The organism is Streptomyces sp. DT2A-34, from assembly GCF_030499515.1.
GTDB lineage: Bacteria > Actinomycetota > Actinomycetes > Streptomycetales > Streptomycetaceae > Streptomyces.
The window spans coordinates 5,782,850-5,806,524 of sequence record NZ_JASTWJ010000001.1 but is presented as its reverse complement, the minus strand read 5'-3'; the positions used below and the strand labels follow the sequence as shown (position 1 = coordinate 5,806,524).

Here is a 23,675-nt window from a genome sequence, read left to right as displayed (position 1 = left end):
CCCTCCACGGCACAGGAGCCTCGTCTGTTGCGGGTGGCTATGTCGTCACCCGATCAGTGGCCACCTTGAAGGATCTCAGTCGTCGGCTCCGCTGAGTTGTTGGACGAGTCCAATGAACTGTGCTGCGGTGGAGTGGCTGTAGAACTGCCTGGGTGAGATCTTGGGTAGGTTCTGGTCCCGCATCTCCGCGAGAACTCGGGTGACAAGAAGTGAGTTGCCGCCGAGGGTGAAGAAGTTGTCCTGGAGGTTCACCGGGGTGTTGAGCTGCTTGCTCCAGATGCCCAGGACGGTGTCGGCGACGGTACTGGTGGCGGGCTTTGGGGCGTCGAGCGGCTCAGTCGGCACGGTACGCGGGTCGGGCAGTTGAGTGGTGTCGGGTTTCCCGTTGATGGTCAGCGGGATTTCGGTGACCTGGGTGATCGTCGCAGGCGTCATGTAGTCGGGAAGTGTGGTTTTGGCGTGCGCGAATACGTGTGCGCGATCGGCGGCACCCTCCAGGACGACGTAGGCGTCGATCCTACTGCTGGCGGGGTCGTCGGGATGGTCGCGGTTGACGACGACGGCTGCTGCGGTCACGTGGGGTGCGCCCAGCAGCACGGTGCGGATCTCGTCGAGTTCGATGCGGTGTCCGCGGATCTTGACCTGGTTGTCGAGCCGACCCAGGTGGTCCAGGCGCCCGTCGGGGTGCAGCCTGCCCTTGTCACCGCTGCGGTAGATCCGTTCGCCTGTGGATTCGTCGAGGATGAACCGTTGCTGGGTCAGTTCGCGCCGACCGAGGTATTCGCCGGCAACTCCGGCGCCGCCGACGTAGATCTCGCCGGAGGGGCCGGGCGGCAGGACCCGTCCTTGTCCGTCGCGTATGGACACCGTCCACCCCGGTATCGGACGGCCGACCGATCGCGAGCCGGTGACGACATCGTGCGGGGTGATCGTCTGGGCGGTGACGTGCACAGTCGTTTCGGTGATGCCGAACATGTTGACCACTCGGCAGTCGGATGCCGGATGCCGGGTGAACCAAGGCGCGAGCATGCGCACCTCCAGCGGTTCGCCGCCGAAGATGACCAGGCGCAGGGCCAGGTCCCCGCGGACGCGTCGGTCGGTGCGGATGAGCTGCGCGAACGCGGACGGCGTCTGGTTGAGCACGGTGACGCGCTGCCCGGCCAGCAGGGCGTAGAACTCCTCGGTGTCGCGGGTGGTCCAGTAGGGCACCACGACCAGGCGTCCTCCGGTGAGCAGGCACCCCCAGATCTCCCAGACGGAGAAGTCGAAGGCGCTGGAATGGAACAGCGTCCAGGTGTCGTCGGGGCCCAGGGCGAAATCCCCGGTGGTGGCGTGCAGCAGCGCCAGCACGTTGCGGTGCGGCACCACCACGCCCTTGGGCGTGCCGGTCGAACCGGAGGTGTAGATCACATAGGCGGGGTTCTCGCCGCCGTCGTCGGCTCGTGCACCGGCCTCCGTCCGGCCTGCTGCCAGTCGGGTCAGTTCGCCCGGGGACAGCAGCCGGGTCCCGGGGACCGCGGGGAAGTCCGGTGCGGAGGTGATGATGACGGGCATGCCCGCGTCACGGACGGTGAAGCTCAGGCGCTGCTCCGGATAGCGGGGATCCATCGGCACATACGCACAGTCCGCCTTGAGCACGCCGAGCAGAGTGACCACCAGGTCGGCGTCTCGCTCCAGGCAGACACCGATCCGGCTGCCCGGTGCGATGTCCAGCGCACGCAGGCCCGCAGCTACCGCTTCCGCCCGCTCGTCCAACTGCCGGTAGGTCAGCTGCTCCTCGCCAGCCAGCAGGGCCACGGCCTGCGGCTGCTTGGCGGCCATCTCCTCGAAGGCGCGGTCGATCCGCCCCCGCGCGGGGGCGCCGTTGCCTGCTTCGCCCGCCCGCAGGACTGCCGCCCGTTCGGCTTGCGACAGCAGTTCCAGCTCGGACAGCGGCCGCTGCGCCGCGCTGTTCGCCAGTTGCCCGGCCAGGTGGGCCACGTGTGCGCTGAACTGCCGCGCGATGGAGGCGTCCACCATGCCCTGGTCGAAGTGGCAGGTCGCGCGTGCCGAACCGGGGTCGAGCTGGACGGTGAGCGGGAAGACCGGCGCCAGGCAGGCCGTATAGCTCCCCTCCTCGAACTCCGGGCTCAGGACGACCCCGGCCGGCGGCGGCTCGTGGGGGGTGACCGGTGCCTGGTCGAAGCGGTGCAGGAAGTCCGCGACCGAAGCCTGCGCAGGCTCGCCCAGCGGGTAGGCGCTGATGCGTTCGGCTGCGCCGTCGCTCAGGTCCAGCACGCCCAGTTCCGTCCGGCCCTCCCCGCTGTACCGGCTCACGGCCAGGGCGATCGCCGGCAGCAGGAACGATTCACCTTGCCCGGTGAGGTCGATCTGCACCCGGCCAGCGACCCCGCGCAGGTCCGGATCGCCCAGACCCCAATCGAGTCGTCCGCGGTGCGCGAGGCCGGGCCGGGGGGCGGCGGGCCACGCCGGTACGGCGTCGCCTGACCCGTCCAGCAGCAGCCGGGCAATCCGCCGCAGCGCGGCCGGCGGGATCACCGCGCGGACCGCCACCAGAACCAGGTCCGTCGTTCCGTCAAGGTAGTTCAGGGCCACGGCCCGCAGGGGAGGGCCGTCCTGGTGGATCGGCCGCAGGGACTCGGCACGCCTGCGGTCCTGGCCGGCCGGCTCGTCGGCGCCGGCCGGCACCGGGGTCTGCCAGACCTGGACCGGATCGGGTAGCGCCTTGGACAGCAGGCGCTGCGGTTCGGCTGTGCCGGGCAGCCGCAGGACAAGGCTGTGACATCCAGCGGCCAGTTCATCGATCGTCGGTGTCGTCACGGTTGGGACCTCCTGGTCATCGGGACGTGAAGCCGCCGTCCACGGTCAGCACGCTGCCAGTGACCTGGCGGGAGTCGTCCTCCGCGAGCCACAGCGCCGCGTTCGCGATGTCGGACGGTTCGATCAGCGCGTTCATCGGCTGGTCCCGTACGAAGATCTGTTCGTGCTCGGCGACCGGGACCTCCAGCGACCGGGCGATCTCGGCGAGCATCCGCCCCTCCATCACCGGCTCGTCACGGACCGAGCCGGGGCACAGGGCATTCACCCGGACCCGCATCGGGGCGTAGTCCAGGGCCGCGGCCTTGGTCAGTCCGATCAGCCCGTGCTTGGCCGCGACATAGCCCGCGAAATGCCGGTATCCGACCGTGCCCGCGGTCGAGGACACGTTGATGATGCTGCCGGACCTGCGCTGGACCATCACCGGTGCGACCGCCTTCATCATCCGCCAGGCGCCGGAGAGGTCGATGTCGAGCATGAGCGACCACTCCTCTTCGGTGATGTCGTGGGCGATCTTCCCGGAAGGCGAGGCGATTCCGGCGTTGTTGACCAGCACGTCCACCGTGCCGAACCGGTCCAGCGCCTGCTCGACCGCCAGCGCGCACTGCTGGGCGTCGCGTACGTCGACGGCGGCCGTCACGGTCGCGGCGCCCGCGCGCCGGCACTGATCCGCGGTGTGTTCCAGCTGGCCGGCGGATCCGAGCGGGTAGGGCACGCCGGCCAGGTCCTGCGTGATGTCCAGCAGCAGCAGGTCGGCTCCCTCGTCGGCGAACCTGAGCGCGCAGGCCCGGCCCAGGCCGCGGGCCGCGCCGGTGATGATCACGGTCTTGCTGGTCAGTCGCATGCCGGGCTCCCGGCTACCGTCCGCAGCACCCGCTCGGCCTCGTCGACCAGGTACATGTGGCCACCGGGCAGTTCCTGGTAGGCGAACGGACCCCGCGTCACCTCGGCCCACTGCTCGGCCTGCTCCCGGGAGACGAGTTCGTCGTGCTCGCCGCGCAGCGCGGTGACCGGCACCGAGAGCGGCTCCGTGCCGGTCGCCCGGTAGTTCTCGTGCATCTCCACGTCGGCGCGCAGGATCGGGAGCAGGACCTCGACCATGTCGGGATCGTCGAACGCCTCGTGCCGGTAGCCGGCGAACCGCTGCACCCCGGCCAGGAACTCCTCGTCGGGCAGGCCGGTCGCCCGTTCGGTCCGTCCGTCGTGCGGCGCCGGTGATCCACTGACGAACAGGTGGCGCAGCCCGGGGTGGCCCGTCCGCTCCAGTTCCCTGGCGATCTCGTAGGCGAGCACTGCGCCGAGGCTGTGCCCGAACAGCGCGATGGCCGCCCCTTCTCCGGCGGCGGAGACGATCTCAGGCGTCAGTTCGGCAACTGCGTCGGAAACTTTGGTGAAAGGATCGTCAAGAAATCGTTCCTCGCGGCCCGGTAGCTGGACCGGAAGTACCGCGACTTTGGGTATGCCTGTCTTTCCCCATTCCCGGAAGAAGGCGGCGCCACCGCCGGCGAAAGGCAGACAGGCGAGAAAGAGCTGCTGTGCAACCACGGTCCCCCAACTTTCTCATCGTTGACGACGGGGAGTGTAACCCAGGAGTCGCGGTAGTTGATCTTGTCTTGGAGTGGGCCGTGTTGTCACGGGTGCACGGTGCCCGAGAGGGGAGCCGGGCATGAGCTTTGATGGTGAACTTTCTTGCCTCGTAGCCTAGTTGGCGACAGCACGGACCCGGCACGGTCAGCCTGCGCGGGCGCCCCTGTGTCCTCGGTGAGCCGGAGCCGACGGTGCTGGTCCGAGCGGTTTTGTCCGACACCGGCCACGAGAAAACCCTTATGCCCTTATGGATCGAACTCCGCACCAAAAACAGACAAAGACCGACTGCCGGTCCTGCCCGCCCCTCCGTGGCCCCGTCGCCGCCCCGACCGACTGTGGAGGCGTGCCTGAGCTGGGATTTGACAGGACGTCAGATATTTGACGGGTGGCGCCCGCACCAGCGAAGGTGATCTTGTAACCGTGGAGTCGACGTCGTTATAGTCGCTGGCGTTGTGGATCACCACGCTCGCTGACCGAGAAAGTTGACGGGGAACATGAGACTGAGCGGTTTGATAGCTGCTTCACGCCGGGCGATATTCGCTGACCATGAAAACGGACGACGCCAGGATGTGATCCGGTGAGCGCCCGTCAGCCCGCAGCGACCGAGACCGAGCGAATTCTCGCCGAGATCTGGTGCGACGTCCTCGAGATAGACGACGTCGGAGTGACCGACAACTTCTTCGAAGTCGGCGGATACTCGATGCTCATGCAGATGGTGCGCGCACAGATCGAGGAGCGTCTCGGTATCCGGCCGACTCTGCCGCAGCTTTTCATCTACTCCACGATCCGGTCGTGCGCCGCTTTCCTCGACGGATCGATACCGGCGCAGGAACCGGTCGCGAACGCCCCGGAGAAGCCGGAGAAGGCCGAGGCGGCGACCTCTGCCGGCCAAGAGGCCGACTGGCGTGACACGGACATCGCCGTCATCGGACTGGCCTGCCGTTTCGCGGACGCGGAGGTGCCCGACCAGTTCTGGGACAACCTCGTGTCCGGCGTGGACAGCATCAGCCGTTTCCCCAAGAAGAGCTTCGTCACTCCCGGCGGCAGCACGAAGGAATACGTCCCGGCGAGCGGACTGCTGAAGGCACCGGAGTGGTTCGACGCGAGTTACTTCGGATACACCCCGCGTGAGGCCCTGCTCATCGACCCCCAGCACCGGATCCTGCTGGAGTGCTCGCTGGAGGCGATCGAGGGCGCCGGTTACGACCCGGACCGATTCCCCGGCCTGATCGGCATTTACGCCGGGTCCAGCCTGTCCACCTACACGGAGACGATGCGGGCCAGGCAGCAGGAAGACGCCACGATCACCAACTGGGACATCCTGACCGGCACCACCAGCGACTACTTGGCCAGCCGCGTCGCCTACAAGCTCGGTCTGCGGGGACCGACGACCAATGTGCAGGCGGCCTGCGCGACCTCGCTGTACGCCGTGCACTTCGCCGCCCGGGCCCTGCTGTCTGGGGAATGCGACCTGGCCCTGGCCGGCGGTACCTCGGTACGGCTGCCCGCCGCGCTGGACAACTACCGGGTCGGCGGAATCACCTCACCCAGCGGCACGTGCAGCCCGTTCGACGCGACTGCCGACGGCGTGATCGGTGGCCAGGGGTGCGGCATGGTCGTCCTCAAACGGCTGTCCGAGGCCATCGCCGACGGCGACCACATCCACGCCGTCCTGCGCGGTTCCGCGGTCAACAACGACGGCAGGGACCGTGCCGGGTTCACCGCCCCCGGAGTGCGCGGGCAGGTCGAGGTGATCAAGGCCGCTCAGCAGGTCGCGGGGGTGACGCCTTCCTCCATCACCTACGTCGAGGCACACGGCACCGGCACCCGGGTGGGGGACCCGATCGAGATCGCCGGGCTGAACCACGCCTTCGCCGACGGGGAGCCGCGTGAGCAGCCGTGCCTGCTCGGCTCGGTCAAGGCCAACATCGGGCACACCGATGCCGCCGCCGGCATCGCCGGGTTCATCAAGGCGGTGCTCGCCGTGGAACACGGGGTCATCCCCCCGAGCCTGAACTACAGCGAACCGAACCCGGACATCGACTTCGCGGCGGGCCCGTTCGCCGTCGTGACCGAACCCACGCCGTGGGAGCCTGCCGGGCTGCCGCGCCGGGCGGGCGTCACCGCACGCGGCCTGGGCGGCGGCAACGCGCACGTCGTGCTGGAGCAGCCGCCGGCGCCGCAGGCCCGGGAACAAAGCACGCAGGACCAGGTACTGGTGCTGTCCGCCCACACTCCCGCCGCCCTGGACGAACTGACGAAACGTATCGCCGGCCATCTGACCGACCACCCCGAATCCGACCTGCGGGATGTGGCGTGGACGCTGCAAGTCGGCCGACGGCTGCACGGCTACCGCCGCTACGCGGTGGTACGGGACACGCAGGACGCGCTGCGGGTGCTCGGCGGGAACGAGCCCGGCCGACTGATCTCCGGTGACCACGCCCGGGACGGACGAGCCGTGGCCCTGCTGGTGTCCGAGACGGCCTCTTGGCAAGCGGTACAGCGCTGGACGGCGCTCGGCCTGAAGCCGGATCTCACCCTTACACCAGACAGCAGCGACGCCCAGCTCCAGGCCGCTCTGGACACTCCGGGCCGGGTGTTCCTGGAGATCGGCGACTCGCGGCTTCCCGCACGGCTGCGCGAGCAGCCGCAGTGGACGCCGGACCACGTCACCATCACGGTCACCGACCCGCTGGCAGCACTGGGCGAACTCTGGCTCGCCGGGCTGCCGGTCGACTGGGCGCAAGCCCACGCGGAGCAGCCGCGCAGGGTGACCCTGCCCAGCTACCCGTTCCAGCGGCAGCGCTACCTGCTGGAGGCCGGGCCCACCGCACAGCCGTCGGCGCCCACCGCACCCACCGCGGACGCCGGACCCGCTGCGGACGCCGTGGTGGACACCGAACAGACGGTGTCCAGGCTGTTCGGCCAGATGCTCGGCCTGCCCAGCGTCGACCCGGACGAGAGCTTCTTCGACCTCGGCGGGGACTCGCTGGTCGCGCACGAGCTGCTGGGCCAGCTCGAGCAACTGCTGCCGGTGGAAATGGAAATCCGCGCGATGTACCTCGCGCCGTCGGTGCGCGAACTCACCGCACTGATCGAAGAGCAGATGCGCGACGTCCCGGCGGCGCCTCGTGGCTGACATACGTGTGATCACACGCCCGGCACCGCACGCCTCCGTCGCCACCCTGTACTGCTTCCCGCACGCAGGCGGGGCGGGCGGGGAGTACGCGCGGTGGGTGGCACACACCCTCGGCTTGCGCCTGGCGGCCATCCAGCCACCTGGCAGGGCCCACGACCTCAAGCAACCGGCGCTGACCTCGATGCCGGAACTGGTCGGCGAGATCCTCGCGCAGGTGGAGTTCACCCCGCCGTTCGCCCTGTTCGGACACAGCATGGGCGCGCTGGTCGCGTTCGAAGTGGCCCGGGCCCTGCAACCGAAGCCACTGCGGCTCTTCGTCTCGTCGTGTCCGGCCCCGCCACGGCTCACCAAGTCCCGGTCGCTGCACCTGCTTGACGACGCCGAGCTGCATGCCGAGATCGAACGGAACTGGGGCCCGCTGCCTGCGGCGACCACGTCCGACAAGGAACTGCTCACCGCCGCGCTGGCCTGCTACCGCGCCGATCTCCAGGTACTGGAAACCTACGAGTACGTGCCGGGCCCCCGGCTGCGCAGTCCCATCACCGCCATCGTCGGTGACGCGGAGCCGAACGGCGAGGCGTGGACGGCGGGATGGCGCGACCAGACCGACGGAGGCTTCGCGTCGTCCGTGCGGCCAGGAGGTCACTTCCACACACGGCAGGACACCGAGGGCCTGGTCGGACTGCTCACCGACACGGTCCGGTCCGATCTGATCCGAGCCGTCCGGTCCGAGCCGTCCAATCTGGCGCGAGCCAAGCGAGTCATGAACCGATGAGAGACCCAGCAGGGGCCCTGAGCCGCTGCAACCGCCCTTGAACGGCGGACGTTCCCGCAACGACCGCCCCGGCCAAGGGCATTCAGCGCGATCCAGCTCGGGCAGGTACGTCGACCTGCCCGAGCTGGATCGCTTTCGGCAGGACGCCGGCGGCCCCCCTTCGGGGCGGACAACAGGCCGGCGTGGAAACAGAACACAGTGGAGGCATGCTGTGCACCGCAGCATCACCAGGACCTACCTCAAGCACTACGCGAACGTCCACAACGGAGTCGACGAGCTGATGCCGCTGACCGGCGCGCAGCGGAGGTTCCACCACTCCAGGTCCACCGACCCGCACGGCCGGGCGCAGATCCTGCCGGTCTTCCTGGAATTCCCGCCCGGCTTGCTGTCGGCCCACCGCCTGGAGCAGGCAGCGCGATCGGTCCTGCTGAGGCATCCGGCCCTGCGCGGTGCCGCGGACACCGCCGGAGGCGTGCCGGTACTGCGGATAGACCCCCTTCCCGACTCCCCGATCGTGCGGGAGATCACAGCCCCGGACACCGAGCGCGCTCTGTGGGCCGCCCTGGACCACTGGCCCACCGGGCTGGGCTCGTTCCGGGTGCTCCTGGCCAGGGACGAGCGGCGGGATCTGTTGGCCATCGGCTTCGACCACCTGATCTGCGACGGGGAGTCCACCGGGCTGGTGGTGGACGAGCTGATGTCCGCCTACCACAGCCCGGCACACGAGCCGGACTCCGGGTCCGCCACCGAACTGCGCCGCTACCGCGAAGCAGTGGAGCAACAACTGGACAGGGAGCACGAGGCCAGCGGGCCGGAGGCGCTGGAGCACTGGACAGCGCGGGTACGCGACGCGGGGCCCGGCCTGTGGGGCACGGGCATGTACGAACCCGGCCCCAGCGCCTCGGTCTGGCAGCACCTCACGTTGTCGGGACCGGCCGCGCTCCGGCCGTTCCCGGCAGTGCTGGCCGGCTGCCACGAGGCGCTCGCCCGTACGGCGGGAGCCGCACCGGTCGCCTATACCTGGGGCGGCCAGGACGGGGCGGGCGTGGTCGGGTGCTTTATCAACACGGTGCTGGCCCACCCGCAGCACGACGGCATCCGCGAGAGCTGGCTGGAGGACCTCGAATTCATCGACACCCCGTTCGACGAAGTCGTCCGGGCGGCCAGGGCGTGCCAGGCGCCGTGGACCGGCCACCTCGATCTCGTGCTGACCCTCATCGACCGCACACGCCGCCCGGCGCCGATACTGGAGGGCGAGCCCGGCCGGTTCCTCTATGTGTCGGGCCACAGGGCCCACGAGCCAGTGGTCGTTTCGGCCCTCCACGACGGTGAGGAGTTGTCGCTGCGCATCGACCACGATCCCGCGATCGTGCCCGGTGCCTCCGCGACCGCGCTCGCCGACGCACTGCGCGAATCCCTTGCGGACAGCGGCCAGGACGCGCGCTGAAGAGTTCGGCCAGGGGGCTTCGGAGAGGCGGTGACGGTGTGGGCCGCAAGCGGGACGAACGCCTGATGCGCCGGAGCGGCTGCGGGGCACCGGCCTGACGACGATCTCCACCGGCGAGGGCTCCTGCCCCCTCTGGAACACGCCCTCGCGTCGCGCGAGGTGGGCAACGAACCGAGCAGCGCCTCTCACACAGCCCGGAAGCTCAGTCCGCGACTACGCGCACCGCCGGGTCTCCTCGGCCTCCCGCGCGATGACCCACGTCATGGTCCGTCGTCTCACCGGCGTCGACCCGTTCCGGGGGACATGACCGGCTCGTTCAGGGCCTGCGGGAAGCCGGTCAGCACATCGGCGAACTCGGCAGCCAGTTCCTGGGCGTGAGAGGCGCTGAGCTGGTCTCCGCGATAGGCCATCAGCGCGATCAGCCGGCCGTCTCGTTGCGCCATCGTCGTTGTCAGGCCGAACTTGGCGTAGTTGCTGCGCAGCGAGTCGTCCAGAACCGGTGTCAGCCGCGTGCCGTCCAGATCGGCGGCGTGGTCGTCCAGCAGGTTCATGTTCAACGTGACGTTGGTGTAGGGGGTGCGTCCGAAGTGCCGGGGCGGCTTCAGCCGGGCGACCACATCGTCGAACTCGACGCTCTGGTGCTCCAGCGCGTCCAGGGCCTGGTCGCGCATCTGCATCAACGCGTCCAGCAGCGTGCTGTCCGAGGTCACCCGGGAGCGCAGCACCACGGTATTCAGGCACGGACCGAGCAGTTCGGCGAACGGGGGCTCGTCCCGGTTCGCCGTCGGGGAACCGAAGGTGATGTCATCCAGGCCGGCCCACCGGTGCAGGGTTACCGCCAGGGCGGTGGCGGCCACCATGAACCAGCTGACGCGGCGCTCGGACTGCACTTTCTGAAGCGAGTCCAGCAGCCCTGCGGGCAGCGAGACCTGGAACGCCCCGTTCGGCTCCGGTCGCTCCGGTACGGGCAGTGGTGTGTCCGGGGACGCTCCCTGCAGCGTGGACTCCCAGTACAGCAGGTCGGTGTTCCAGGCGTCGGTATCACGCTGACGCTGCTGGAAGGCGGCGAACTCCCGGTACTGGACGACCGGTCGCGGCCTGTCCGGCGTGGTGTAGTGGCGGTCGAGTTCCGCGAGCAGGAGGGGGACCGACTCCCCGTCGATGACCAGGTGATGCAGGCACAGAAGCAGCACCTGCCGATCGTCGCCCAGCTCGCCGAGGGCGGCGCGCAGCAGTTGTCCGGATTCGAGGTCGAACGGCCGGCGAACGCCAGCGTCCAGCCAGTCCATCATGCCGTCGGGAGCCTCGCGCAGGTCGAGTACCTCCAGCTCCGGCAGCCACGGTTCGCGCAGCCGCACCGACAGCCCGTTGTCGTCTTCGATGAAACGGGTGCGGAGTATCTCGTGCGCGGCCACCAGTTGGCCCAGCGCGGCGCGCAGCCGACCGGGGTCCAGGCGGCCCGCCACCTCCCAGGCGAGCGGCACGTGGTTGCGCACGTCAGGATCGATCAACTCGGCCAGCCAGATGCGCCGTTGGAAAGCGGACATCGCCAGGGGCGCATCTGCGGCGGCGACATCGGGCGGCGACATCCTCGACACGGAGTCCATGAGCGCGGCTTCTCCTCATTTCGCGGCGTGAGATGCCTGCGCAGACACCCTGTCCGCAGGCCGGTCCGCAAGGGCACGCGGCCCCGGACAGACGTTCTCGGCGGCGGTGCAACCCTGCGCGATCAGGGGACCCCCCCGAACCTGTGATCATGTTACAACCCGGCTGTGAGCAGGGCATTGTTGTGTGCGACACGAAGGCCGCCAACGACCATCCAGCCAGGAGCTTTTGATGATCGTTTATTGACTAGGTCTCTCCTGCTGTGATCCGATCGAGCGACTTTGACTGATCCACTTTGAGTGATCCACCCGCGGGGGATGAGCATGTCGGACGAGGGTTTGTTGCACGCCCAGGTTCTCGGTGGAGCGCAGGCGGCTACGGCCTGGCTCGACAGTGACGGCACGTCGCTGACCTACCAGGAGCTGGAGGAGCGGTCGGGGCGGCTGGCGAGACGGCTGGCCGAAGCGGGCGCGGGCCCTGGTGAGCGGGTCGCGCTGTTCCTGGAGCGCGGGGCCGACATGGCTGTCGCGATGCTGGGTGCGCTGCGGGCCGGCGCGGCGTTCGTGCCCATGAGTCTGGCGGAACCCGCTCCTCGGCTGGCACGGATACTGACGGACTGCGCGCCGGCCGCGGTGCTGGTGCACGACGCGACCGCGGCCCGGTTCCGGCACGACGGTGTCCGCACACTCGGCGTGGACGCGGACGGGGACGTGGGCGGGGAGCACGGACCGGCCGTGGCCGGCTCCCCGGAGGATCCCGCTTACGTCATCTACACCTCGGGCTCGTCCGGCGCGCCCAAGGGCGTGGTCGTCGAACACCGCAACCTGACGCCGCATCTGGACTGGCTCGCCGAGCGGCTGCCGCTCGGGCCGGGTGACCGGCTGTTGCAGGTGGCGCCCTACACGTTCGACGCCTCGCTGACCGACTTCTTCTGGCCGCTCCGGGCGGGTGCCACGGTGGTCTCGGTCGCCGAGGGCGACCATCTGGACCCGCTCGCCATCGCCACCGCGCTGGTCGAGCAGGAGATCACCGCGGTCCGGCTCCCCCGGCAATTCTGCCGTTGCTGCTCGACGAGCCGCGCTTGAGGGAAGCCCGCAGCCTGCGGTACCTGATCAGCGGCGGGGACCGGCTGCCGACGTCAACGGCACGCCGGGTCGCCGAACTGTTGCCCGCGGTACGGGTGTTCAACCGGTACGGGCCGACCGAGGCCGCCGTAGCGGTCACGTACCACGAGTTCGACGCCGGCACGGACACCGGGTCGGATGTGCCGATCGGCCTGGGTGTCACCGGGGCCGAGCTGCATGTTTCGCCGGACGGGGAGCTGCTGATCGGTGGCGCGTGCGTGGCGCGCGGCTACCTGGGTGATGCCGCGCTGACGGCGGACCGTTTCTCCTGGCTGCCCGACCTGGGCAGGGTGTTCCGCTCCGGAGACCGTGTCCTGAAGAATGCCGCGGGCGTGTTCGAGTTCCTGGGCCGGGATGACGAGCAGGTTCAGATCAATGGGCACCGGGTGGAGATCGGCGAGGTGCAGTCGGCTCTGCGCACGCATCCGCACGTCGTGGACTGCGTGGTCCTGCCGCAGGAGCAGGCCCTGGCCGGGTATGTGGTGGCCGAGGCCGGCCCGCGGTCGGCCGATGAGATCCACGAGTATCTGCGCGCCAGGCTGCCTGGCCACATGGTGCCCAACGTCATCACGTTCGTGGACCGGTTGCCGATGACCGAGCGGGGCAAGGTAGATCTCGCGGCCCTGCGCGCCCTGCACGCCTCGCCCGCCGCGGACCCGGTGCCTGCCGCTGACCCGATGCCTGCCTCGGACCCGGTGCGGGAGGTGGTCGTACGGGTGTGGTCCGAGCTTCTGGGCGGTATCGAACTGCGGGAAGACGACGACTTCTTCGAGCGCGGCGGGCATTCGCTGCTCGCAGTGCAGGCGGCAGGCCGGATCCGCAAGGCGCTGGGCCACCGCATACCCCCGCGGATCATGTTCGAGAAGACGACCCTGGGCGAGTTCACCGAGGCGGTCACGGAGATCGTCTCCCCGGCCGCCGGGTGATGGTGTCCTCGGGGGCTCGGTGGGCTGCCGGTTGTACGTCTGGGATCGGGGTCGAGGCACGGGCAGTGCGCGGGTGTTCCGTTCCCGGTCCGTGCCTGGGCCGGAGGGAGAGTTTCTGTGCCGACTGAGCTGAGTTCCGAGGCCGCCGAGACCACTGACAAGAGGTCCATGCGGTACGCACTGCTGATCTCGCTGGCCACGGGGATCGGTTATCTGCCGTTCGCCCTGACGATTCCGATCCTGCCCGGTCACGTGACGGACCGGCTGCACGGCGGTCCGGCGGACGTCGGTGCGGTCGTCAGCAGTTACGCGGTGACGTCGCTGCTGTCGCGGCCGGTGTCGGGCGCTTTGATGAACCGTCTCGGTACCCGGGCCCTTTCCATCGGCGGCGCGGTGCTGACGGCGCTGGCCACGGTGTGCTACCCGCTGGCCGGGTCGATCGGCCAACTGGTGGTCCTGCGCCTGGTGGTGGGTGTCGGTATGGGAGTGATGCAGGCCGCGACCGGGGTCTGGCCGGTGCAGCTGGTCGCCAAGGACCGGCAGAACTGGGCGTTGGGGCTGGGCGGTACGGTCAACTACCTGGCCCTGGGGCTAGGCGCTCCGCTGGGCACTCTGCTCGCCGGCTGGACCGGCACGGCAGAGACGTTCGTGATCGCCGGGCTGGTCACCCTGATCGTCATCCCGATCGCCGCGTACGTCCCCGAAGTACGTATCCCCCCGAAGACGGAGAAGGCTGACGTCGATCGGCGCCAGGCGCTCCTGGGCACAGTCCTGCCGAGCGTCGCACTGGTCTTCACCGCGTTCGGCTTCGCGGCGGTCGCCAGCTTCGCGGTCGCGAAGTTCGACGCCCTGGGTGTCGCCGGCGGAGCGGCCGTGGTCACCGCGTACTCCCTGACCGTGGTGGTGTTGCGCATAGCGGGTACGTGGATCCGCTGGGAGGTCACGCGGCCGGTGGAACTGGTGGTCCTGTTCGTGGTCGAGGCGGTGGGGATCGCGCTCGTCGGGCTGTCGCACGGGCTGGCCATGGGTGTGGTCGGCGGTGTGCTCACCGGCGTGGGCATGTGGCAGATCTACCCGGCGCTGGGGGTGTTCGTGGTGCGCTCGGTCAGCGAGCGCGGGCGCGCCATGGCGCTGTCGGTCTTCGGCGCCTGCTTCACGGTGGGGGTCGCCATCGGCAGCGGCTCCCTCGGGCTGATCGCCCAGGCCGCCGGGTACCGGGCGATGTTCCTCGTCTGCGCGGCCTGCATCCTTCTGGGCCTGCTGGTGGCGGTGACCGCGTCCCGCGTGCGAGGACCGGCGGCAGCCCAGGGCTGAGGCATCGCCGCCACCACCGGGTTGTTATTGAGCGTGATTTCATGGCATCGGTCGATAGCCTACCTTTCTCCCGTTCAATCATGCGGGAGCATAAAACTATGCCAAGAGGGCTTCAAAACCCACTCGGCTGCGTTTAGCCAGTGTTCTTCGGATCGATTTGCCACTGCATCCTGACGCTCGGATCACGTAAGATGATCATGCTTGCAAAGGCGCAATATCCTTTGCAGATACAGCGTGTTTGTTCTGATTCTGAACCGATCAAGGGGAAGCATCTTGAAGTACGTCAAGCTGGGCTCGACCGGCATAGACGTGTCGCGGATCTGCCTGGGGGCCCTGAGCTTCGGCACACCGGGCAAGGGGGTCCACAATTGGACTTTGGACCTGGACCAGGCGCGGCCTTTGATGCTGCACGCCCTGGAGTCCGGCGTGAACTTCGTGGACACCGCCAATGTGTACTCCGCGGGGTCCAGCGAGCAGATCGTCGGGCAGATCCTGCGCGAATACGGTCACCGCGATGAGGTCGTGCTGGCGACGAAGGTTCACGGGCGGACGCGGCCGGGACCCAACGGTGTGGGGCTCTCCCGCAAGGCGATCATGACGGAGATCGACAACAGCCTTCGCCGGCTCGGCACCGACTACGTCGACGTCTACCAGATCCACCGGTGGGACCCGGCGACGCCGATCGAGGTCACCATGGAGGCCCTGCACGATGTGGTGAAGGCCGGCAAGGCACTGCACATCGGCGCGTCGTCGATGTGGGCCTGGGAGTTCTCCAAGGCCCAGTACGTCGCCGACGCGAACGGCTGGACCCGCTTCAGCACGATGCAGAACCACTACAACCTGATCTACCGCGAGGAAGAGCGGGAGATGCTGCCCCTCTGCGCCGACCAGGGCATCGGCGTCATCCCGTGGAGCCCGCTGGCGCGGGGGCGGCTCGCCCGCCCGTGGGACGTCGTCAGCGCCCGCAGCGAGACCGACGAGTTCGGCAAGATGCTCTACTGCGACAGCGATCGCGAGATCGTCGAGCGGCTGGAGCAACTGTCCGACAAGCGTGGCGTGCCGATGGCGCAGATGGCGCTGGCGTGGATGCTGTCGAAGCCGACGGTGACCTCACCCATTGTTGGTGCCAGCAAGATGAGTCATCTCCAGGACGCCATCGACGCGTTGGACGTGGTGCTGGAGGAAGAAGAGATCAGCTACCTGGAAGAGCTGTACCAGCCGCACAACGTCGCCGGGCACCCGATCACCTCGCTGCCGGGCCAGCACTGAGGCTGACGTCCGGCCTCGTGTCCTGACAGGCTCCCCGACCTGGTGAGTGCCGTTCCTTCCGGAACAGGGGATGCGGTCGTTCTCCGTGCTTCGCGATATCGCGTGACGAAGCATGCGCGATATCGCGTGACGAAGCATGAGAGAACGACCGCTGAGCCGTTCTAACGATTTACGGCTGGGCCGCGGCCCGGTCTGCCACCAGCCCGACGAAATCATCGAGCTCCGCGTGATCGAACACTTCGCGCAGCCGTACCTTCACACCCAGAGTCTGTTCGACGCGTGCGATCATCCGCGTTGCCAGCAGAGAATGCCCTCCGAGGAGGAAGAAATCCGCGTCCGGGGTCACCTCGGTACCCAGGATCTCGGTCCAGATCGCGACGACTGCTTCGTGGACACCGGTGGCGGGGGTGGTCATGGGTGATTCAGTCCTTGTTCGATGGAGTGGCGGCGAGGCGAGCACGGTCGACCTTGCCGTTGTGGGTCAGCGGCAACTCGTCGAGCACCGTGTAACGAGTCGGCACCATGTAGTGCGGCAATTGCGCGCGCAGGGCCTTTCGCAGCTCCAGCCTCAACCGCCCGTCCGTGTCCTCGGCAACCACATAGGAAGCCAGCCGCTTTCCGCCGACGGCGTCCTGTTCCACGATCACACACGCCTGGCGGACCCCGTCGCAGGCGAGCAGAGCCGACTCGATCTCCGGCAACTCGATGCGGAACCCGTTGACCTTGACCTGCAAGTCGGTGCGTCCCAGGAATTCCAGGGCACCGTCGGCGAGGAACCTGACGCGATCTCCGGTCCGGTACATCCGTACTCCGCGCAGCGGCCCCTCCTGCGGAGTCACGAAGCGCTCCGCCGTCAGGTCCGGACGCAGCGCGTAACCGCGGGCCAGGCCCTCGCCCGAGACCCACAGTTCGCCGGGGACTCCAGGCGGCACCAGCTGCCCGTACCGGTCCAGCACATGCACGCGGGTCCGGGCGACGGGGCGGCCGATCGGGACACTGGTGCAGAGATCCGTCGGTCCGTCGCGGTTGATGGGGTGAAAGCAGGTGAACGTGGTGTTCTCCGTCGGGCCGTATCCGTTGACCAGTTCCAGGTGCGGCCACATGCGCGCGACCCGATCGACGTGATGAGGCGATACGACGTCACCACCGACGAAGAGCCGGCGCACCCCACGCAGGCAGTCCGCCTCGTACTCGGCGATCTGATGGAAAAGGCCGGAGGTGAGCCAGAGGACGGTGACTCCTCGCTCTTCGATCACCTCAGCGAGTTCAGCAAGCCCCAGCGGTCCTGGCGGGGCAAGCTCCAACCGGGCTCCACGTGCCAGTGCTCCCCAGATCTCCAGGAAGCAGGCGTCGAAGGTCAGCGGCGCGTATTGCAGCACGACGTCCTCAGCCGCGAAGCCGGTGCACTGTTCGTCCATGACCAGCCGGGCGACACCGCGATGCGTGATCTCCACCCCCTTGGGAACGCCCGTGGAGCCTGAGGTGAACACGAGTGTGAAGAGCGGGTCTTCGGGAGCTTCGACATGCCCGGGTTCGCCATCCCGAGGGGCGGATCCGGGATCGGCCTGGTCGGTGAGCTCCGCCAGCGGCAGCATGGCAGTGCCTGCTGGAGCGGAAACAACCGGTTCGCCGCTGTAGACCACGGCAGCGATCCGGGGATCGTCCAGCATGATGCGCAAACGTGCTGCCGGGTAGGAGGGATCGAGCGGCACAGAAGCCGCCCCCGCCATCGCCACGGCGAGCAACGCGACGATCGCATCGATGCTTCGCTCGGTCATCAGACCGACCAGCGAGCCGGACCTGATTCCTGCGGCGCGAAGGCGCTGTGAGGCGCGGACGGCAGCGGAATGAAGCTCCGCATAGGTGAGTTCTCGCGTGCCGTCGCTCACGGCGCTGGAATCGGGCCTCAGCAGGGCCTGACGCTCGACCAGTTGATGCACGAGAGAAAGCGGTGCGGTGTCGTCCCACTGATCACCCGACAGTACCAGCAACCGTTTCTCCTCATGGGGAGCGACTGTGCTGATTTCGCTCAGAGGAAGGTGGGGCAGCCGTGCGATCTCATCGGCAAAGTGTTGGACGGCCCTCGCGACCGAGTCGCCCAGACCATCGACCGCCAGGTGTTCAGCCAGTTCGACGACTGCCTCGGATCCGTTGCCCGGCACCGCGTTGACCGTGATGGTGACGTCGGGCGCCCTGTCTTCGAGGGGGCGGAGCTCGGCTCGCGTGAGGCTCTCCGCCAGTGAGCAGGCCATGAGGTCGGCGTCGACCAGCAGCGGCGCGAGGAAGAGCAGATCCTCCGACCGGCGGCCCTGCACGCTGAGATCGTGTCCCGAGAAGCGGTGGACCAGGGCTGCCAGAGCCACGACCGTTTCCGCTGGATTGAGGGCACGGCCCCCCGAGGCACCGGTCGTCGGGCGAAGTTCGATGCGCAGCTGCATCCGCGCGACCTCAATCATCGGAATGGCGAGAATTGACGATGTGTCAATTCACTTACAAGATCGACGCGAGGTTAGCAAGATCAACATCTCGCCCGCAAGGCCGCTAAGGAAAAGGAGCCATAGCTTGACTCTGTCGGGGATCTTGGAGTTGCCGAGGTCAGGCGCCCAGGGTTCGCCAGGATTTTGGCCTGGAGATCCCGCAACGGTCGAGGTAGCTCTGGAAGGCGGTCGGTCGTCGGGAAGGGGGTGCCCTCGCAGGTGGGAGACCGCTGAGGTGCTCGATGTTGATGGCGGTGGCCGTCAGGACGTGCTGGACGTGGGCTCTGCTCTGTCCTCGGTAGCGGCAGCGTCGCACGCCGTGTTCGTGGGCGAACTCGTTGACCGTGCCCTCCGCTCCGGATCGGACCGCATAGCGGGCCTTCCACTCGGGTGTCTGCTGCTCGGCACGGACGCGGCTCGCCCGCGCCCTCGCACTCGTCCGCGACCTCGGCCGTGACCTCGACCTCGACCTCGTTTTCGTCCTCGTCCTCGTCCTCGTCCTCGTCCGCGACGCCTACATCGAGATCCGTACCAATGAGGTTTGCCGGGCCATCGGCTTGGCCCTACACCGAGAACCCCCTGTACTCGATTCCGCATCGGTGCTCACGCTCCTGGACGACTTCACCCATGACGACCTGCGCGACACCGACCTGAGGGGCATCGACTTCAGCGGAGTGCACTGGTCTCAGCGCACGCAATGGCCCCCGGTCGTAGACGTCGAAGCCCTCAAGGCCCGCTCGGACGAGACGCCGCCTGGAAGCGGGACCTGGATCATCCGGTCCGGAACCACGACCATCCGCGACTTCGTCGATCTGACATGAGAAGCCGTATCTCAACCGAACTTGGAACGTGCGGTTCGAACGGAGTTCCTGGTCGGGTGATCTTCCGCCCGTACGCGCATGAAGGCAGGGCCTCCTGGTAGCTCGGGGGGTGCGACCCCATTCCGAGCGGTTCCCGGTACGTGGAAGCACTGCGCTATTGGATCCGCGGCGACTATGACTGGCACCGCTCCACGGGCCGCTACCGAGCCCAGGCCACCGCCCAAGCCAGGCCGGACCATCTCGGCTACCTCAACTTGGAAGACCTCTCCAGCCTCACCACTATCCGAGCCGATCATGCTGCGGAGCCTGCCGATTGACGGCTCGGTCTGGTCATGGCCACCATCCGCAACCTCGCCGTCGGCACCCGGAAGATCGTCGGAGCCGACAACAGCGCCAAGACCACCCGCGCCATCCGCCACGAACCCGAACGAGCACTCGCCATCCTCGGCATCACCAACAACCCGGACACTCCCGGAACTCGATCAAGCCCTGCCCGATCGAGACTCCCGTTCGAAACACATCACTCAAGATCGGAACGACAACAGCTTCTAAAGCTCCCCGGCACGGATTAGACACACATCAGGCGGCATCTTCCTCCAGGGCAGCCACCGTCTCGGCAGCCTTGCGGGCCTTCTTCTCGGCCTTCTCCAGCTTGGCCTTCGCCTTGGTCAGTTGCTTGGAGCGGCGCTTGTGCATCTTCTTCGAGACCTCGTCCAGGCGGTCCGGGAAGAGGTGCCCGTAGGTGTCCAGGGTCAGCGTCGCCGACTTGTGGCCCAGCATCGTCTGTACGACGTTGACGTCCGCGCCGCTGGCGATGGCGAGCGAGGCCGCCGTATGGCGCAGCTTGTGCGGGGTGACCTTGAGATGCCCCAGCCCGGCCTTCACGACCGCCGGCGCGAAGAACCGCTGACGGAAGTTGCGAGCTCGTAGCGGTCCGCCCTGCGGAGCGGTGAAGAGCAACTCCTCATCTCCACGCCGCTGGACGTGGGGCTTCAGCTCCTCTGCTAGGAACCGCGGGATCGGTACGGACCGGCGCTCGTGGTTCTTGGGGGTGTCGAGGTAGAGCTTTCCGTTGTCCTCGGCGTACGCCTCGACGATGTGGGCCCGGCAGGCGTCCAGGTCGACTCGGCCCACCTTCAGCGCGGATGCCTCGCCCCAGCGCAGGCCGGTGTAGGCCAGCAGCAGGATGAACACGCGGTAGGCGCCTGACGCGTTGGCCAGCGCTTCGACCTGCATGTCGTCGAGGTACACGTGGTCGGCCGGCGGCGCCTTCGGCAGGGGCACGCCGACAGCCGGGTTGACCGCCAGTCGACGAGCCTTGACCGCAAAGCCGAGAACTCGACTGAGGACGACGTACGCCTTGCGGACGGACCGGGGGCTGAGCTTCCTGCCGCCGGTCGCCTCGCCGGACAGCAGGTCCGCGAGCCACTCGGCGATGTCCTCGAAGTGGATGCGGTCCAGTGGAGTGGTGCCCCACCTGGGGATCACGTGGACATCGAGGACACCTCGATAGCGGCCCCGGGTCGAGCGCTTGAGATGGATCTGCGCGGCCAGCCAGGACTCCGCCACCTCTGCGAACTTCACCCGCGCGGCTGCAGGGTCGCGGTAGGAACCGTCACTGAGACGGGACTCCATCCTCGTCCGCTCCGCCTCGGCATCGACCTTGCGGGCGAAGGTCTTCATCTTCGGTTTGCCGTCGGGGTCGTACCAGCGCACGCGGTAGCGCCCCGGCGGCGTACGACCCGTCCGCTTGGCGTCCGCCGCGGCACGCACATACGCCGCGTGCCCTATGCGGTCCTCAATCCAGACCCGCGCCAACTAGCACCCCCTCCGGTCATCACTGGACACGGACGGGAGCGGGAGGAGCAGCGTCGCGGGAGGGACACCGAGCGCGGTGGCGATGACGAAGAGGTCGTCCATGTCGCAGCGCCGACGGGCGCGTTCGGTGCGGCTGAGGGCGGTGTTGGTCATCGGGCGGCCCAGTGCGGTGCAGCGAGCGGCAAGTTGGTGCTGGGTCAGGCCGCGCGCGAGGCGTAGGTGCTCGATGGCGCGGGCGGCGTGAAGGCCGGCGGGGCCTATTTCGATAGGTCGGGTTGCCATAACAGGTAGCTGTAACTTGCGTACGGCTGCCATGGCAAGAGTTGGTTCTTAAACTCTACAAAAGTCGCTCGGGACCGAAGTGGTGTTCGTCTCATCGAATTCCGGCATATCACGGGCCGTTTCCAAGGGGAGGCCGTGCTACCTTCCCTAAACGCTTCCAAGATGGGCGATTTGGGCAGGCATCAACCTTGATGCCCGGCGCACTGGTCGCATCACTTCTGGCTGCGATGCATTGCCTCTGAGCTGCGGGGGTACCGGATTCCGGCACCTCCCCCGATCGCTGCGCCTCAGAAAAATTTCGGGGCTGCGGGAGTGATTTCGGCAACCGGGGATCCACCCTTACTGTTTGGTCTCCTCCGGCCACGCCGAGAGAAGTAGTACAGAGTTTCAGAACTAACTCTGGACTTCTCTTCGGGAGGTGTGGCTGTGTTGTCCAGGCCGTTGTTCAAGACCGAAAAGGAGTCCTGTGCCGAAGACCTCTCCCCGTAGCACCAATTCCCCTGCCGCCACTGCGGCTGCCCAGCGCGGCCCGCTGGCCACCCCCGCAGAGGTCGCCGCGTACCTCGGGGTGCCGGTGAAGACGCTCTACCAGTGGAAGTACAGGGGCATCGGCCCCAATGTGCACAGGGTCGGCCGTCACCTGCGCTACCGCTGGCACGAGGTGGACGCCTGGCTGAATGCCCAGGCCACGTACGACCTCGCGGTCTGACACAGCCCTTTGAGGGACAGCGAAACGGCTCTCGGCAAGCCACCGCCGAAGCCGCACAGTCCCTGCCTCATCGCCCGTGAATGACCGATCCGATGGGCCGGGCCTTACCCGTCCGGCCCATCAGGGAGGAACGCCTGTGGACGAACCTACGTCCTCCACCAGCCCCACCGCATCCCCGACGCCCACTTGGCTGCCTGTCGCCGTCCCTGGCCAGGCAGCCCCCGCAACGCCCGAGCCCTCGCCTACCGAGGACGAGAAGCCGCCCCAGGCCCCAGAGGGCGCCGCCCTGTTGGACGAGCTGCGGGAAGCCATCGCCCGGTACGTGATCCTGCCCAGCAGCGAGGCGCTGACCGCCGTCACGCTGTGGGTGGCGGCCACGCACATCCAGCCCGCACTCCAGCACGCGCCCCGTCTCGCGGTGGTCGGACCGGCGAAGCGGTGCGGCAAGTCCCGTCTGCTGGATGTGATCACGGAGACGGTGCGCGAGCCGCTGATCACGGTCAACACCAGCCCGGCGGTGGTCTTCCGCGCCATCGGCGACGACCCGCCCACCCTGCTGGTGGACGAGGCCGACACCATCTTCGGCAGCGTCAAGGCCGCCGAGAAGAACGAGGAGTTGCGCGGCCTGCTCAACGCCGGCATCAACGCAACCGGCCTGCCCTGCGCATCTCCGGCCCGGAGCACAAGCCGCAGGCGTTCCCCACCTTCGCCATGGCTGCCCTGGCAGGGATCGGGGACCTGCCGGACACGGTCATGGACCGTGCGGTGGTGATCCGCATGCAGCGCCGCAAGGACGGGGAGCGGGTGGAGCAGTTCCGCTCCCGCCGTGACATTCCCGCCCTGCACGAACTCCGTGACCGGCTGGCCGCGTGGCTGCGCCCCCTGATGGACACCGCGGCCGACCTGGTACCGCCGATGCCGGTGCAGGACCGGGCGGCAGACACCTGGGAACCGCTCGTCATCGTGGCTGAACTGGCCGGCGGCACCTGGCCCGAGCAGGCCCGCACCGCCTGCGCGGCCATGTGCGCGGCCGAGGCGGGCAAGGACGACGAGTCGAATCTGAAGACCCGGCTGCTGCAGGACATCCGGCGTGCCTTCGCACGCTGCGGTGATCCCGACATCATGCGCACCCGGGACCTGCTGGACGAACTCCTCAAGGACCAGGAGGCGCCGTGGGCGGAGTACGGCTCCGCCGGCCTGGGCCCACGCCACCTGGGCATTCTCCTGAAGGACTTCGACATCAAGGCCGCCACTCACCGCTTCGAAGGCGGCCGGCAGGCCAAGGGCTTCGCCCGCCTCCGCTTCGCCGACGCCTGGGCCCGCTACTGCCCCGAGGAGCCGACGCCCGACAGCGGCGACGAGAGCACCGCCCCCGCTCCGGGCCCGCACCCGTAAAGACTCGTCGCACTCGTCGCGTCGCAGGTCAGCCCCGCGACGAGTGTCGTCGCCGTGACGAGTCCACTCGTATCACGCCGACCTTCCGTACCTGCTCTGACCAGGCACGCGACGAGTGCGACGAGACCGCACCCCTCCCACCAGCCTCACCCAGTGCCCATGGCACCCCT

Annotated in this window: 18 protein-coding genes and 2 pseudogenes; 11 read left to right on the top strand and 9 right to left on the bottom strand. The window is 68.2% G+C overall.

What is annotated here, in order from left to right; genetic code table 11:
• Nucleotides 1-75 precede the first annotated feature (75 nt).
• The 3 genes from QQM39_RS26000 to QQM39_RS25990 are packed head-to-tail and all read right to left on the bottom strand — an operon-like array spanning nucleotide 76 to nucleotide 4,362.
• Entirely contained in the window at nucleotides 76-2,820 is a 2,745-nt protein-coding gene (locus QQM39_RS26000; RefSeq protein WP_301999947.1) for an amino acid adenylation domain-containing protein, read from the bottom strand.
• Nucleotides 2,821-2,836: 16 nt separating this feature from the next.
• A complete protein-coding gene (locus QQM39_RS25995) occupies nucleotides 2,837-3,661 on the bottom strand; it encodes an SDR family oxidoreductase (RefSeq protein WP_301999945.1) in 825 nt (274 codons plus the stop codon).
• A complete protein-coding gene (locus tag QQM39_RS25990) occupies nucleotides 3,652-4,362 on the bottom strand; it encodes a thioesterase II family protein (RefSeq protein ID WP_301999944.1) in 711 nt (236 codons plus the stop codon). The genes QQM39_RS25995 and QQM39_RS25990 overlap by 10 nt, the downstream gene beginning before the upstream one ends.
• A 619-nt stretch (nucleotides 4,363-4,981) precedes the next feature.
• Here QQM39_RS25990 and QQM39_RS25985 point away from each other — a divergent pair.
• From QQM39_RS25985 to QQM39_RS25975, 3 genes are all read left to right on the top strand, one after another.
• Nucleotides 4,982-7,543 carry a type I polyketide synthase gene (locus QQM39_RS25985; RefSeq protein ID WP_301999943.1) on the top strand — a complete coding sequence of 854 codons (2,562 nt, stop codon included), beginning with the start codon at nucleotides 4,982-4,984 and terminating at the stop codon, nucleotides 7,541-7,543.
• Nucleotides 7,536-8,318 carry a thioesterase II family protein gene (locus QQM39_RS25980; RefSeq protein WP_301999942.1) on the top strand — a complete coding sequence of 261 codons (783 nt, stop codon included), beginning with the start codon at nucleotides 7,536-7,538 and terminating at the stop codon, nucleotides 8,316-8,318. Before QQM39_RS25985 ends, QQM39_RS25980 begins: the two co-directional genes overlap by 8 nt.
• 211 nt (nucleotides 8,319-8,529) lie before the next feature.
• On the top strand, nucleotides 8,530-9,765 hold the full coding sequence (locus QQM39_RS25975; protein ID WP_301999941.1) for a condensation domain-containing protein: 1,236 nt from the start codon (nucleotides 8,530-8,532) through the stop codon (nucleotides 9,763-9,765).
• 275 nt (nucleotides 9,766-10,040) lie between these two features.
• On the opposite strand, the gene QQM39_RS25970 is transcribed toward QQM39_RS25975, so the two are convergent.
• Nucleotides 10,041-11,372: a condensation domain-containing protein gene (locus QQM39_RS25970; RefSeq protein WP_301999940.1), complete on the bottom strand. Its 1,332-nt coding sequence runs from the start codon at nucleotides 11,370-11,372 to the stop codon at nucleotides 10,041-10,043.
• A gap of 321 nt (nucleotides 11,373-11,693) precedes the next feature.
• Here QQM39_RS25970 and QQM39_RS25965 point away from each other — a divergent pair, with 321 nt between their 5' ends.
• From QQM39_RS25965 to QQM39_RS25950, 4 genes are all read left to right on the top strand, one after another.
• Nucleotides 11,694-12,455 (top strand): AMP-binding protein, encoded by a 762-nt coding sequence (locus tag QQM39_RS25965; protein WP_301999939.1) that lies wholly within the window; start codon nucleotides 11,694-11,696, stop codon nucleotides 12,453-12,455.
• Nucleotides 12,452-13,420 carry a non-ribosomal peptide synthetase gene (locus QQM39_RS25960; protein ID WP_301999938.1) on the top strand — a complete coding sequence of 323 codons (969 nt, stop codon included), beginning with the start codon at nucleotides 12,452-12,454 and terminating at the stop codon, nucleotides 13,418-13,420. The genes QQM39_RS25965 and QQM39_RS25960 overlap by 4 nt, the downstream gene beginning before the upstream one ends.
• A gap of 117 nt (nucleotides 13,421-13,537) precedes the next feature.
• On the top strand, nucleotides 13,538-14,734 hold the full coding sequence (locus QQM39_RS25955; RefSeq protein WP_301999937.1) for an MFS transporter: 1,197 nt from the start codon (nucleotides 13,538-13,540) through the stop codon (nucleotides 14,732-14,734).
• A gap of 273 nt (nucleotides 14,735-15,007) precedes the next feature.
• The gene (locus QQM39_RS25950) at nucleotides 15,008-16,003 is read left to right on the top strand and encodes an aldo/keto reductase (RefSeq protein ID WP_301999936.1); all 996 of its coding nucleotides are present in this window, start codon (nucleotides 15,008-15,010) and stop codon (nucleotides 16,001-16,003) included.
• Between the two features lie 169 nt (nucleotides 16,004-16,172).
• On the opposite strand, the gene QQM39_RS25945 is transcribed toward QQM39_RS25950, so the two are convergent.
• The 3 genes and pseudogenes from QQM39_RS25945 to QQM39_RS25935 all read right to left on the bottom strand — a co-directional run.
• On the bottom strand, nucleotides 16,173-16,418 hold the full coding sequence (locus tag QQM39_RS25945) for a phosphopantetheine-binding protein (protein ID WP_301999935.1): 246 nt from the start codon (nucleotides 16,416-16,418) through the stop codon (nucleotides 16,173-16,175).
• A gap of 7 nt (nucleotides 16,419-16,425) precedes the next feature.
• Nucleotides 16,426-18,441 (bottom strand): amino acid adenylation domain-containing protein, encoded by a 2,016-nt coding sequence (locus QQM39_RS25940; protein ID WP_301999933.1) that lies wholly within the window; start codon nucleotides 18,439-18,441, stop codon nucleotides 16,426-16,428.
• Nucleotides 18,442-18,598: 157 nt separating this feature from the next.
• Nucleotides 18,599-18,934: pseudogene (locus tag QQM39_RS25935) on the bottom strand (transposase); the annotation flags it as partial.
• Between the two features lie 145 nt (nucleotides 18,935-19,079).
• On the opposite strand from QQM39_RS25935, the gene QQM39_RS25930 reads away from it, so the two are divergent.
• Complete coding sequence (locus QQM39_RS25930; RefSeq protein ID WP_301999932.1) at nucleotides 19,080-19,301, top strand: hypothetical protein; 222 nt, start codon at nucleotides 19,080-19,082, stop codon at nucleotides 19,299-19,301.
• A 332-nt stretch (nucleotides 19,302-19,633) separates the two neighbouring features.
• Nucleotides 19,634-19,873 (top strand): hypothetical protein, encoded by a 240-nt coding sequence (locus QQM39_RS25925; protein ID WP_301999931.1) that lies wholly within the window; start codon nucleotides 19,634-19,636, stop codon nucleotides 19,871-19,873.
• A gap of 7 nt (nucleotides 19,874-19,880) precedes the next feature.
• On the opposite strand, the gene QQM39_RS25920 is transcribed toward QQM39_RS25925, so the two are convergent.
• The gene (locus QQM39_RS25920) at nucleotides 19,881-21,119 is read right to left on the bottom strand and encodes a site-specific integrase (RefSeq protein ID WP_301999930.1); all 1,239 of its coding nucleotides are present in this window, start codon (nucleotides 21,117-21,119) and stop codon (nucleotides 19,881-19,883) included.
• Complete coding sequence (locus tag QQM39_RS25915) at nucleotides 21,120-21,401, bottom strand: helix-turn-helix domain-containing protein (protein WP_301999929.1); 282 nt, start codon at nucleotides 21,399-21,401, stop codon at nucleotides 21,120-21,122.
• Between the two features lie 466 nt (nucleotides 21,402-21,867).
• On the opposite strand from QQM39_RS25915, the gene QQM39_RS25910 reads away from it, so the two are divergent.
• Nucleotides 21,868-22,110 (top strand): AlpA family transcriptional regulator, encoded by a 243-nt coding sequence (locus QQM39_RS25910; RefSeq protein WP_301999928.1) that lies wholly within the window; start codon nucleotides 21,868-21,870, stop codon nucleotides 22,108-22,110.
• A gap of 136 nt (nucleotides 22,111-22,246) precedes the next feature.
• Nucleotides 22,247-23,505, top strand: a pseudogene (locus tag QQM39_RS25905) (DUF3631 domain-containing protein).
• Nucleotides 23,506-23,675 lie beyond the last annotated feature (170 nt).

Coding starts and splice junctions, on each gene's coding strand:
- QQM39_RS25945 (WP_301999935.1), bottom strand. CDS start 16,418: ATGACCACCCCCGCCACCGGTGTCCACGAAGCAGTCGTCGCGATCTGG.
- QQM39_RS25965 (WP_301999939.1), top strand. CDS start 11,694: ATGTCGGACGAGGGTTTGTTGCACGCCCAGGTTCTCGGTGGAGCGCAG.
- QQM39_RS25995 (WP_301999945.1), bottom strand. CDS start 3,661: ATGCGACTGACCAGCAAGACCGTGATCATCACCGGCGCGGCCCGCGGC.
- QQM39_RS25970 (WP_301999940.1), bottom strand. CDS start 11,372: ATGGACTCCGTGTCGAGGATGTCGCCGCCCGATGTCGCCGCCGCAGAT.
- QQM39_RS25940 (WP_301999933.1), bottom strand. CDS start 18,441: ATGCAGCTGCGCATCGAACTTCGCCCGACGACCGGTGCCTCGGGGGGC.
- QQM39_RS25915 (WP_301999929.1), bottom strand. CDS start 21,401: ATGGCAACCCGACCTATCGAAATAGGCCCCGCCGGCCTTCACGCCGCC.
- QQM39_RS25925 (WP_301999931.1), top strand. CDS start 19,634: ATGGCCACCATCCGCAACCTCGCCGTCGGCACCCGGAAGATCGTCGGA.